At 57.7% G+C, this 12,727-nt stretch carries 10 protein-coding genes; 2 read left to right on the top strand and 8 right to left on the bottom strand.

Annotated features, from left to right (window positions below; translation table 11 throughout):
• Nucleotides 1-24: 24 nt before the first annotated feature.
• From BBJ41_RS36940 to BBJ41_RS36920, 4 genes are all read right to left on the bottom strand, one after another.
• Nucleotides 25-1,479 carry an NAD-dependent succinate-semialdehyde dehydrogenase gene (locus BBJ41_RS36940; RefSeq protein WP_156814999.1) on the bottom strand — a complete coding sequence of 485 codons (1,455 nt, stop codon included), beginning with the start codon at nucleotides 1,477-1,479 and terminating at the stop codon, nucleotides 25-27.
• A gap of 103 nt (nucleotides 1,480-1,582) precedes the next feature.
• Nucleotides 1,583-2,530, bottom strand: coding sequence for an alpha/beta hydrolase (locus tag BBJ41_RS36935; protein ID WP_083282154.1), 948 nt, complete (start codon nucleotides 2,528-2,530; stop codon nucleotides 1,583-1,585).
• Between the two features lie 93 nt (nucleotides 2,531-2,623).
• Nucleotides 2,624-3,676, bottom strand: a complete 1,053-nt coding sequence (locus BBJ41_RS36925) for an alcohol dehydrogenase (RefSeq protein ID WP_069751210.1) — start codon at nucleotides 3,674-3,676, stop codon at nucleotides 2,624-2,626.
• A gap of 14 nt (nucleotides 3,677-3,690) precedes the next feature.
• The gene (locus tag BBJ41_RS36920; protein ID WP_069751209.1) at nucleotides 3,691-5,427 is read right to left on the bottom strand and encodes a flavin-containing monooxygenase; all 1,737 of its coding nucleotides are present in this window, start codon (nucleotides 5,425-5,427) and stop codon (nucleotides 3,691-3,693) included.
• Nucleotides 5,428-6,238: 811 nt separating this feature from the next.
• Between BBJ41_RS36920 and BBJ41_RS36915 the strand changes: the two genes are divergently transcribed.
• Nucleotides 6,239-6,889: a GntR family transcriptional regulator gene (locus BBJ41_RS36915; protein ID WP_069751208.1), complete on the top strand. Its 651-nt coding sequence runs from the start codon at nucleotides 6,239-6,241 to the stop codon at nucleotides 6,887-6,889.
• Between the two features lie 82 nt (nucleotides 6,890-6,971).
• Here the strand turns inward: BBJ41_RS36915 and BBJ41_RS36910 are convergent, their stop codons facing one another.
• From BBJ41_RS36910 to BBJ41_RS36895, 4 genes are all read right to left on the bottom strand, one after another.
• A complete protein-coding gene (locus BBJ41_RS36910; RefSeq protein WP_167362254.1) occupies nucleotides 6,972-8,066 on the bottom strand; it encodes a porin in 1,095 nt (364 codons plus the stop codon).
• A gap of 104 nt (nucleotides 8,067-8,170) precedes the next feature.
• Entirely contained in the window at nucleotides 8,171-9,034 is an 864-nt protein-coding gene (locus tag BBJ41_RS40085) for an enoyl-CoA hydratase (protein ID WP_083282153.1), read from the bottom strand.
• Nucleotides 9,018-10,217, bottom strand: a complete 1,200-nt coding sequence (locus BBJ41_RS36900; RefSeq protein WP_083282152.1) for a CaiB/BaiF CoA transferase family protein — start codon at nucleotides 10,215-10,217, stop codon at nucleotides 9,018-9,020. Before BBJ41_RS36900 ends, BBJ41_RS40085 begins: the two co-directional genes overlap by 17 nt.
• A 3-nt stretch (nucleotides 10,218-10,220) precedes the next feature.
• Nucleotides 10,221-10,943, bottom strand: a complete 723-nt coding sequence (locus tag BBJ41_RS36895; RefSeq protein WP_069751205.1) for an enoyl-CoA hydratase/isomerase family protein — start codon at nucleotides 10,941-10,943, stop codon at nucleotides 10,221-10,223.
• Nucleotides 10,944-11,318: 375 nt separating this feature from the next.
• Here BBJ41_RS36895 and BBJ41_RS36890 point away from each other — a divergent pair, with 375 nt between their 5' ends.
• A complete protein-coding gene (locus tag BBJ41_RS36890) occupies nucleotides 11,319-12,632 on the top strand; it encodes a spinster family MFS transporter (protein ID WP_069751204.1) in 1,314 nt (437 codons plus the stop codon).
• Nucleotides 12,633-12,727 lie beyond the last annotated feature (95 nt).

The raw sequence follows: 12,727 nt of genomic DNA, 5'->3' as shown, positions 1-12,727 counted from the left end.
CGTCAATCGAATATCAAAATCCGCCTAGGTCGCTACAGTCACGAACTTGTTGACCAAATAGGGTTCGACAGCGTCCGGCCCCCCCTCCTCTCCGTAGCCGGAATCGCGCACCCCGCCAAACGGCACCTCCGGCAATCCAAGTCCACTGTGGTTGATAGTCGTCATGCCTGCCACGATACGGGTGCCGACGGCATGAATTGTCGATGCCGAGCGTGAGTAAGCGTAGGAAGCAAGCCCATACGGCAGTCGATTCGCCTCTTTGATGGCTTCGTCCAGTGTCCGGAATCGGTTCAGCAGAACGACGGGGCCAAACGGTTCCTCGTTCATGATCCGTGCTGTCGTCGGCAAATTGGCGAGCACAGTCGGTGGGAAGAAGTTGCCGCGGCCTGGAAGACGCCCGCCGCCCATAAGTAGTTTCGCCCCTCGACCGACAGCGTCATCAATGAGCGCTTCGAGTGCCGGTGCGCGCCGCTCGTTCGCGAGCGGGCCCATCTGTACTTGAGGGTCAAGCCCACTACCAATTTGAAGCGACTGCGCCGCCGTAACGAACTTGTCGATGAAATGCTCTGCGATCCCTTCTTGGAGTAAGAAGCGTGTCGGAGACGCACATACCTGACCGGCATTTCTGAACTTGGTGGTGATCAGGACTTCGACCGCCTTGTCGATATCAGCATCATCAAAGATGAGGACCGGTGCATGGCCGCCGAGCTCCATGGTGGAGCGCTTCATGTACTGCCCAGCCAGTGCCGCAAGATGCTTACCGACTGCCGTCGAACCTGTGAACGAAATCTTCGCGATCGCGGGATGTGGAATCAGGAACTCAGAGATTTCCTCCGGTACGCCGTAGACGAGATTAACGACACCTGCAGGCACGCCCGCATCGACGAAAGCTTGAATCAACGCTGCCGGAGACGCGGGAGTTTCCTCGGGTGCTTTAACGATCACTGAGCAGCCAGCTGCCAACGCCGCCGCAAGCTTGCGCGCGACCTGATTGACTGGGAAATTCCATGGTGTGAACGCGGCCACCGGGCCGACCGGAAACTTCGTCGTGTACTGCAACACATTGGTCGAACGGGACGGAATCACGCGTCCGAATGTTCGCCGCCCCTCCTCTGCCAACCATTGCGTCATGTCTGCGGACGCGGAGATTTCGGCTGCGGCTTGCGCAAGCGGCTTGCCTTGCTCGCGCGTCAAGAGCCACGCGATTTCGTCAATACGGGTGCGAAGCAATCGCGCTGCTTCACACAAAATCTCAGCACGCTCGACAGGTGATACGCCACGCCATTTCTCCAAACTCCGTTCCGCTGCGTTCACCGCCTGCTCGAGGTCTGCGCGCGTCGCGCACGCGACGGTTCCAATCACGTCGCCAGTCGCTGGATCATTGACGGGAATTCTGCCACCGTCGGAAGCACTCCGCCATTCGCCCCCAATGAATAATCTGACGTCCGGGTAGTGGTGAATCGTTTGTTCGTTACGCATATTGCGGTCTCCTGCGGCCTGCCAGTCAGGCCGCGTTGAAAAATGAAATGCAACGGCTCAAGCGAAAAAATATGGTGTTGCAGCGCTACCTCGCGCCGTTCGATCACGTCGTTGGTGTTTCAGCTAATCCGTCGTCGAGTGCCGCACACGCAGCGGAAAACTCGATTCGCGCACGGGTGCTGATGTTTCTCATCCGAATGAAACCGTGCACGAGATCGTCGGCATTGCGGTGCGAACAACGTATACCTGCAGCCTTCAGCTGTTCCGCAAATTCGGCCCCTTCGTCATGCAACGGATCGAACGACGCGGTATGAATGAATGTGGCCGGCAGGCCAGCAAGCTTACGCACCCGGTACGGAGCGGCATAGACATCCGGGGCTCGCCAGGCGTCGCCAAGATACTGATGAAGAAACCAGATCATCGTATTGCGCCCGAGAATGGGCGCCTCGGCATTCGCAAGGTACGATGGCCGGTCGACATCGACATCCAAAGCGGGATACAACAGCCACTGAAACCGGAACGGCACCCGATCTCCGCGGTCCCGGTACTTGACGCATAGTGCAGCGGCAAGATTTCCGCCTGCGCTGTCACCACCAATCGCGACGTGTTCAGGATCGATATCCAGTTCGGACGCGTGCATCTCGAGCCAGTCGACAACCGCTTCACCGTCGCGTAGTGCTGCGGGATATGGACATTCGGGGGCAAGCGAATATTCGACAGAAATCACGGTACAGCGCGCTGATAACGCGATGTCAACCGCGACGTCGTCGTAACTGTCGATGCTGCCGATGACCCAACCACCGCCATGAAAGAACAACAGCGCGCGACGACTCGCACGCGATGCGACTGCAGGACGATAGATGCGAACCTGCACCTCGCGCCCCGCATGGACGACAACGCGATCGCTCACCGCGACGTCCGCCGGCCTTGCGATGGAACCGACACGGCCGGTGAGTTTGCGCAGCTCGACTGGTTCAATGTGATGCAACGGGGCACCGAGTGCCTGCTCGAACTGCGCTACATATGGCAAAATTTCGGAATCGATTGGCATCGTCTTTTCTGGCAGTTTCACGGATTGCAAAATCGCACGTGAGGCCGGCCGCCGACTGAAGTACGGCGCGAACGGATGGGCAAGCGGCAGGTCTCAGGGAACAAGCACGCCTCGGCCGACGAGCTTCCCGCTTTGAAGGTTCGCGAGTGCTTCATTGACGCCAGCAAGCTTGAGGCGAGTGACGGGAATCGGCCGAAGGTTTTTCTCGCGTACCAGATCGAGCAGTTCCTGAGTTTCACGCAAGCTGCCGACGTAACTTCCCTGGATCGTCACTGCCTTGATCGGAATGAATGGAAGCGGCCACGGCGCACCTCCACCGAACAAGCCGACCATCACTAACTTGCCGCCTTTGGCCAGGCTGTCGAAACCGAGCGTCGCAGTTTCCGGGTTTCCAACGAAATCGATCACCGCTCGCACTGGGCCGCCGGCGATTGCAAGAACCTGTTCCAGTGCGTTGCGTGCCGACGCATCGATTGCTGCCATCGCGCCGGCATGAATGGCGGCATCGCGCTTGCGAGCGTCGACATCCAGCACGATCGCACCGCGACCGCCCATCGCCTTTAGCAGCGATACGGCCATCAACCCGAGTCCACCAGCCCCAATAATCACAATCGGCGATTCGAATGCATCACGCACTTTCTTAACGGCGCCATAGGCTGTAATGCCCGAACACGCGTACGGTGCGGCATCGACCGGATCGAGGCCGCCCAGGTCAAGCAAATAGCGCGCATGAGGAACAAGCACGTGGTCCGAGTAACCGCCCGGTTGTTGCACGCCGATATACGCGGGTTTCGCGCACATGTGTTCGTCGCCGGCACGACAAACAGAGCACGTGCCGCAGCCGATCCACGGATAGACCAGGCGGATATCGCCGACTTTGACGTCCGTCACGTCCGGCCCGATCGCTACGACCTCGCCGGCCGTTTCGTGGCCCAGCGTGACCGGCAACTTCATTCCTCGCTCTGAAAACGATAGCCGCTTTCGGCCATGCCCCATTTCATAAGAACCCTCCCAAATATGAAGGTCGCTATGGCACATGCCCGCACCGAGCACTTTCAGCAAGACCTGGTTGCCGACGGGTTGCGGCGTCGAGGCATCCGCTTCGACAAGAGGCTCACCGAATTCCTCAATCTGAAAACTTTTCATGTTCCTTAACTCCTTTACTCGGAAACTGCGGTATCGAAAGGGGCGCTAGCCTCAATAATCGACTCGACGGACATCGTCGTCGATCGCGTCACGCCATTGATGGATTCACAGTCGCGCTGATCCAGGAGGAATCCAGGGTATCCAAATTCCTCTATCTTTTCGCACAACTTACGATACCGACCAACACCTCCTGCATATGGCATGAAGATTCGCGGCTTTCCTGGAATGTTTGCACCCATGTACCACGACGTGCCGCGCGGGAAGAGCGTCGAGGCCGCTAATGCGTTGACGTGCTCCACCCATACTTGCTCTGCGGCAGGAGCGGCCTCGATGGTGCCGATGTTCTCCGCGCGAACGCGTCCGATGCAGGTCGAGATCCAGTCGACGTGCTGTTCAATCGACGTCATCATGTTACTTAGGACCGATGGGCTTCCCACCGAAGCGACAATGAACAGATTCGGAAACCCAGCGCTCATCAGGCCAAGATAAGTACGGGGCCCAGCCATCCAGTGGTCACGCAGTTGCTTGCCGTCCCGACCACGGATATCGATTGCATGGATCGCGCCCGTCATCGCGTCAAACCCGGTGGCAAACACGATTGCGTCGACATCGTAGTGTGTATCTCCGGCTTGTACGCCGAGGGCCGTAATCTCCGCAATCGGCGTCCGACGCAGATCGACGAGGGTCACGTTGTCCCGATTGAACGTCTCGTAATAGTTCGTATCCACGCATGGCCGCTTGGCAGCAAACGGATAGCCTGTCGGGACCAGGGTTTCGGCCATTTTCGAATCCCGCACTGTTTCGCGGATTTTTCGGCGGATGAAATCTGCGGCCGTTTCATTCGCGGCCTCATCGACGCGCAGGTCCGCGAATGTCGACGCAAAGTTCAGGCCGCCTTCCCGCCATTTGCGCTCGTACTCGCGCTCACGCGCGTCAGCAGATACGTCCAACGCGCCGACCGTTGAGTCGATCCGATTGACACCGCCGGAGTTGTAACGCGCAGTCTGTCTACGTTTGACATACCCCTTCTTGATCTCGTCATCCTGCGCGTCAGTGATCGGTGCATTGCGGGCTGGTACGCTAAAATTCGGGGTACGCTGAAGCACGAAGACGTGATCCGCGCGCTCGGCGATCAGTGGAATCGACTGGATCGCCGATGACCCCGTACCGATCACGGCAACTCTCTTGCCGGAGAAATCTACCGCCTGGTGCGGCCAGTCCCCCGTATGGTAGACATCACCGTCGTAAGCGTCGCATCCGCGGATATCTGGCAGGTTCGCGACCGACAGACAACCCGTCGCGAGTATGAAAAAGCGTGCACGGACGCATTCTCCGCGATCGGTCAGTACATCCCATGCGCCGGCGGATTCGTCATAGCTTGCATGCGTTACTTGCGTGTTGAACCGGATATCTCGACGTAAATCGAATCGATCCGCAACGTGATTCACATACCGGAGAATTTCGGGTTGCGTGGCATAACGCTCGGACCACCGCCACTCCTGCTGAAGTTCGTCCGAGAATGAATACGAGTAGTCCGCGCTTTCGATGTCGCATCGAGCACCCGGATAGCGGTTCCAGTACCACGTTCCTCCGACCCCGGCACCACGTTCGAAAACGATAGTCGACAGTCCGAGTGCACGCAGCTTATGGAGCATATACATTCCCGAAAAGCCCGCGCCAACGATGACAGCGTCCACATCGTAGCGCTCTGTGATACGTACTTGGTCTTCACGCTTGCGCAGCAGTGTCATGACGCCCCTCCGACTCGATACACCGTGCCAACGCGGTGGTCAGCCCTTTTGCACGACGAACACGAACCGATCGCCTCTCTCTTCTCGCCATGGCCTACGTGGCCCCCCCATCTCCTCACAACTCGCCTCGCCATCTCTCGCTCCTGGTTAAACCTTCTGCTGCTTCTACGTCGGCTGCAACGCAACGGCCCCCGCAAGTTCGCGCCGGTCGAAGCACCGGGACTCATACGCGCTCAAGGTCGCACTGATGCAGAATCCATAAATTCAATTCGGTATACCATTTTCGTTAACGGTATCCAGATAGGTGATTGATGGAAACTGAGGTTTTCCCCAATTCGACGATCAAGCGTGGCGCCGAAGTGCCATGCTTGGGAATGGTTGCGAACTTGGTTTTCAACTTGAGGAGGCACGTGCAACGGTTCCTGGCGGGCGACCGGTTAGAGCGTGTCGCGTGCGATAACCCGCCGTCTGCGCCCCTCAGAGATGGGTCCCTCAAAAGTCGGCGGACTATAGCGTGTGGCCGCGTCTCAGCACGACGGATACGCGCAATACCTCACGATTTAGGACGGGTGCATTTTGTGGACTGTGCCGGCGCATGACACAGTGCGCCGTGGGGGCTGCGGAAGTTTAGGCGCAAGGCTTTTCAACCGAGTCTCGCGAACCTCTCAACACCCATCCTGCCGCGCTACCGCAGAGATCTCGTCATAGAGCGTTCTACCAACCGAACCTTAGGTGCGTGGTACCGTATCGAGATCTGGTATACTGAAGCGTGTGGACCGTCAGTCCAGACCATTCAAGGAATAGCTCGGCGATGTCGACTAGTGATGCAGCGCAATTGCGTGATCAGATATATGAGGAATTGCAGCGCCAGTTGCTTTCCGGGCAGTTCGCGACCGGTACCGCGTTGACCGAAATGAAGCTTGCGGAGCGGCTCGGCGTCAGCCGTACTCCCGTTCGCGAAGCATTGATGCGCCTGCTTGATGAGGGGCTCGTTGAGGCTCGACCGAGCGGAACACGTGTTGTGATCGACTTGCGGAGAAAAGTCGCCGAGATTTTGCAAATTCGCCTTCAGTTGGAACCGTTGGCGGTTGGGCTCGCCGCTCACCATGTCAATACTGCTGATCTTGATGAGCTCAACGTGCTGCAAGACAAAATCGAGACCTTGTCGAAGGACTGGAACGCCAATACGGACACCCTGCTTGATCTCAATCGGCAGTTCCATCGTCAAATTGTCGGACACTGCGGCAACAAAAGTCTGATCGAGACTCTGGATAGAATGAGTCCGTTTGCTGTTTTTCCACGAACACTGACGTTGTATAGCGATGCGCAGCGCATGCAAGCATTCGCCGAGCATCGCGATATCCTCGATGCATTATGGACACGCGATCAAGCGACAGCGGAAGCCGTCTCCCGCACGCACCTGATGCGCGGCGCCGCTGCGATCAAGATGGCGCTCGGTTAAGATTGTGTGCCTGGCACGCAGTTGCAAGCGTACCAGGTGCGCCAGGAGTTGATTCGGATTCGCTCGCTGAGCAGGTACCCAGTCAAAACAATTGTCGAATTCCGATGGAGAACGCCCGCGGGTTTGCCCCCGGCTTCCCAGGATAGCTGACCACTGCAGTACCGCCCCATAAGATCGCTGCCGCGTTCGCTGCGTTGTTGACCTGACCGTACGTAACGTAGACAGTCGTTTTCTTCGACAGATAGTGTGCATACGTTATGCCGATGGTTGTCCCCGACCCGTGCGAGTCTGCATAGTTGAATCGGGTTCGAAGTACCTCGGCGATCAGATCGTCGACCACAAACACCGGGATACGAATGCCGATCCAATAAGTATTGGTACTGGTAAACGTCGTCGCGGTCAAATTCTTGTTCTCTTCTGATGGATTGAAAAAATAGTAACCCGCGTAGACCTTGCCGAAGCCGAAACGGTAGACCACACCGAATGTCGCCTCCGTTTGCCAGGCTCCCGCCGCACCTGTCGGGATATCGGCCGCATATTGGCGAAATCGGTTGAATGCGGCTGTCAGATAGACCGCGTCGTTTGAGTAAGTGAGACTACCGCCGTATAAAAAGCCTGTTCGCGCCGCGTTCTGGTCGCCGGTGGAACCGATAACCTTCAACTCGAAACTGCCGCGACTGAAGCTACCCAGGAGCGAATTGTTGACCCGAGCAGTCGAATTGAGGCCCGCTGATCCACTCGTCGCGAGCGGGCTCTGATAGATACCGTTTCCGGTCACGAGCGTATTGCCCCAGAATATCTGAGATGCTGCGTCGCTCAGCGCGAGCGAGATATCGACCGGTGAATACTGCCTGCCAAGAGTCACACTCCAGCCTCGATCGGATGTCAAACCAACCCACGCCTGGCGCCCGAAGATCGCACCGCCCTGCTGGGCCACACCCGTATTAGATGCGAATCCATTCTCAAGCTGGAACTTCGCGTGCAAACCACCGCCGAGATCTTCATTACCGAGGAAACCGAAACGGCTCCCATTGCTGACACCCGAATCCTCCCGGAACGCGACGTGGCTGCCGTATCCCGGCCAGGCCATCGTGATCGCCCCATCGACTATTCCATACAGTGTCACGTTTTGTGCGTGCACCGTCCCTGCGACCACGCAAAGCATGGTCGCAGCCACGTAGTGCCTCCTCATGTCGTCCTCCAAACCTGCTTGTATTTTTATCGAGTGCGCGGCAGCTAACTACCGCGCCTCACTGCAGCTCAATCCGACGCTCGGCTTAGTCAATCACCAGCCAGTGCACGCTTCACTGCCTGTGGCGAACCTTTCCCGTTCGGACTCTCACCCACTTCAGCGTTGTGCGTATGCGCAAGGTGATGAAGGCCGAACGCCAAGTCGGTGCCGCTGCGGTAACCCATCAGGTCGTCGCACTGATTGACGGCCTGTTTCGCAAGCGCCAACCCCAGGCGTGGTCGCTCGGCGATACGCGAAGCAAGTGTGAGCGCCTCATCCATCAACTGCGCACGCGGAACCACTCTACTGACCATGCCGAGCCGATGTGCATCCGCGGCAGTCAGACGCTCCGCGGTAAAGAGCAGTTCCTTCGCGCGGCGACTGCCCAGTTCCCATGGATGAGCAAACAACTCGACACCCGGGATACCAAAATCAACTGCAGCATCGGCAAAATACGCATCGTCACTTGCGACAATCAAGTCGCATGACCATGCGAGCATCAAACCGCCCATGATGCATGCACCGTGCACGGCGGCAATTGTCGGCTTAGGCAGGTCACGCCAGCGCCGGCATAGTCCGACGTACAGCTCGCTTTCGCGGGCGAACCGGTTGTCGGCGCCACGTTTTCCAACGTGATCCCACCATAGCGATCGGCGGTCAAATGACGTTTCTCGGTCCGCCGTTTTCCCCAGATCATGCCCGGAAGAAAAGTGCGGTCCACGCCCGCTCAAGATGGCGACAGAGAGTGAATCGTCGTAGGCAAATCGCTCAAATGCACGATCCAGTGCATACAGGAGCGCACCATTCTGGGCATTTCGAACTTCAGGGCGATTCAGCGTAAGCAACGCCACGTTGCCGACCGTTTCGAACAAAACCGGGTCCTCGGACGACGGCGAATTATTTGTTGTGTTCATCGTGAATGCCACTCCGTGCTTTGATATGTTCAAGAATTTCGTGCGTGTGCTCACCAAGTCCCGGTGGTACGCTGAACCGCTCCTCCGCCCCTGTCTTGACCGGGTTTCCAACCATGCGAGCGACACTTCCATTCGCATTACTAACACTAATGATCATGTTTCGACGCTTGACAGTTGGGAACTCAAATGCTTCCTTTACGGTTTGCACCAGGGCCGCAGGAACGTCGTGTTTTCGAAACTGCTCGACCCAGTAATCCGAGTCGCGGCTCGCAAACTGTGCTTCGAGCAACGTTTCAAGCTCATCTCGATTACGCTGTCGCAACGACAGATCGGAAAAACGTGCATCCGTCTCGAGGTGAGGGAGATGAAGTGCTTCGCAGTAGCCCCGCCACCAGCGAGGTAACGCGCTGGGTGTAGCGTAGACATAGCGCCCGTCTGCGCACCGGAATGCTTGACTCGGCGGCAACGTCGCGTGCCTTGTTCCCATGCGCGTATAAACGGTTCCAAACGACAGGAAATCCTGAGCCTGCCAGACGAGAAGACCGAGCTGCGCATCGAACAATGACACCTCGACATGACGAGGCTTACCGTCGGCATGGCGCCCTTGCAATCCGGCGAGCACGGCAATCGCAGCCCACAAGCCCGCACCGGTATCACCGATCTGGATACCGACTCGCGCCGGCGGCCCGTCGCGCTCACCGGTAAGGCTCATGACGCCGCTCAGTGCCTGAACCAGCGTATCAACGGCCGGCCGGTCGGCATACTCCCCCTCGCTGTCAAATCCGAAGATCGAACACAGCACGATGTCCGGCTTGCGCTCGACAAGCGTGTCGTAACCAATTCCCAGCCGCTCCAACACGCCTGGGCGAAAGTTCTCGCACACGACATCGGCAGTTTCCACGAGAGAGAGAAAGGTTTCACGATCGTCGTCACGCTTCAGATCAAGCACCAAACTCTTCTTGTTCCGGTTAACGCTGAAATAGAACGTACCAACACCATCGTCATGAAATGGCGGTATCTGCCGGGTGGGATCACCGCCCGGCGGCTCGATCTTGATAATTTCCGCACCCAGATCTCCGAGGATCATCGTTGCGAATGGACCCGACAAGAAATGGGTCAGGTCAAGGACGCGCAAGTTGCGCAAAGGGGGCTGCATGGGTTGTCCGTGTGGCGTTTGCTTCATCGGTCACACCTCCTTCAACTGAGCAATTGAAATCTCGCCGGCCAGCAGGCGACGATTGGCAGGTACCTGTTCGGTCAACCAACGCACTCGCTCCGCATGCTCGGCCGCGCCGCGCGGCACAGTGGCATCGACACCTGCTTTGATATATGCCACCGCATGGGGATCGGCCGCAGCGATTTCACGAGCCCAGTCGAGCGCCAAGGCAAGCGATTGTCCAGGCTCGACCACGCGGTTCACCAGGCCGACTCGATGCGCGTCGCCAGCACTCACGACAGCACCCCGCAACAGAATTTCCATCGCCAGCTTGTGCGGAACCTTAGCGGCAAGACCCACTGCGAAACCCCGCGTTAGTCCGATACGCGCCTCGGGATAGCGAAAGCGCGCTGACGACGCGGCAATACAGAGGTCCGCCTGTTGAAGCATGATCATCCCGGCACCGATACACCATCCTTCCACTGCAGCGATCACAGGTTTGCTTATCGGCACCGCGAGGTTCGGCGCCCAGTTCGACGTCGTCGGCGGTTCACCAATATCAATTCCTGCCGTGAAATCACCATCCGCCCCGGTCAACACCGCTACACGCTCCCCACCGAGCTCAAACCGTCGCCACGCTTCCTCGAGCCCTTTCGCGACAGCACGATTGATTGCGTTCTTCTTGGCCGACCGATTGATCGTGACGATCGCAACACCGTCGACTGATTGATACAAAACCACATCCTCAGACATACCCCCTCCTCTCTAACAAATCGGTATACAGGATATAGTTTTGGGATACCTCAATCAATCACCATCGATCGCTTTGTTGTCGTGGTAAACGCGCATTCTTCGAGGAATCATGGGCGATTTTGCCAATTTCAGGCGTCCTCCATCCGAGTTAGATTCTAGTGATAACCCCCAATTGGAATACCAAATGTGAGTTCTGTATTCTTTTCGTGCGGGGACGGTGATGCGTGCGATGTTCTGGCACCAGCTTGCTGCCCCTCCGTCATGCGCTTTGGGGCACATATCACTGGAGGTTTCATGCGGGACAAGACACAACAACGACCGACGGCAACACCAGCATCGCCCCACGCGAGCGGGTACCGTTGGCTAGTACTCGGTATGCTGCTGCTGGTGTACGCACTGAACTGGATAGACCGGCAGATCATCGGGATCCTCGTCATTCCGATCAAGCACGAACTCGGATTGACGGACACGCAATTGGGCACCTTGGGTGGTGTAGCGTTCGCAATCTTCTATGCCGGTCTTGGGATTCCTATTGCCTGGCTGGCGGATCGCAAAAGCCGCACCTGGATCATCACGATCTCGCTCGGACTGTGGAGCCTCTTCACCGCGCTGTGCGGCACAGCGACAAATTTCTGGCACATGTTTGCGTACCGTATGGGCGTGGGTGTCGGGGAGGCCGGCGGCGTTGCACCATCATTCGCATTGATCACCGACTACTTCCCAAAGCACCTACGTAGTCGTGCTATCGCTATCTATGCGTTCGGCATTCCGATCGGGTCGGCCGCAGGCATCATGCTTGGGGGCTGGATCGCCAATGCCGTCAACTGGCGCACCGCATTCATCGTGGTCGGGTTGGCGGGACTGCTGTTGACACCAATATTTCGCGTGTTAGTGCGCGAACCTGTGCGCGCCGTCGAGGGGCGGACGTCCACGCTCGAAACTGCTGCCCCTCCGAGCCTCAGCGCGATCGTGGCATTGCTTGTACGTAAGCCAAGCTTTCTGTTTCTAGCGTTCGGTTCATCCCTCGCATCGTTGATGAATTACGGGTTGGTGTTTTGGCTGCCGGCATTTTTCAGCCGAACCTTCGGCCTGGGCCTCACCACTATCTCAATGGGCTATGGCACTGTCGTCCTCGTCAGCGGTGTGCTGGGCGTGTGGCTGGGTGGCTGGCTCGGAGACCGCTTCGGCCCCGACAATCCGGCCGCGCATGTCCGCGTCGGCGCAGCTATGTTGGCGGCGGCTGTACCGTTCTATATCGCCGGATTGATGATGCCATCCGCATTCGTCGCGCTTCTGTTGTTCGTCGTTCCCGCCGCGCTGTCCTACGTTTGGTTTAGCCCGATCATCTCGTCGATCCAACTGCTCGCGCCTCCGCCAGCACGCGCTACCGCCTCTGCATGCTTTTTGTTCATCAACAATCTGATCGGCGTCGGACTCGGAAGCCTGATTCTTGGCGCCTTGTCGGACGCGATGCGCGCACATTTCGGCGAGCAATCATTGCGCTACTCCATCTTGTGCGGTCTTACGCTCTATGTAGTTTCCTCGATTCTCTTTGCCGCTGCGACGCGCTACGTCAATCGCGACTGTGTCAGAGAAAGCGAGCGATACGATGACCCCACTACGTCTTCTCCGGCATGCGACAGTGTCGACGTGGATCTGCCTGGCAAGGCGGCACGATTGCTCGAGTAAGCCAGTCGATTGCTGCGATACCACCGTAACGCCGGAGCATTTTGAGGGACGGCCGGGATTCGTAAATACTACGGACGCAGCTGAAAAATCTTTCT

Origin of the sequence: Burkholderia stabilis, assembly GCF_001742165.1 — a bacterium.
GTDB classification, from domain to species: Bacteria; Pseudomonadota; Gammaproteobacteria; order Burkholderiales; family Burkholderiaceae; genus Burkholderia; species Burkholderia stabilis.
Note: the sequence above shows the minus strand (reverse complement) of the source record. Positions and strands in the feature narration are given on the sequence as shown.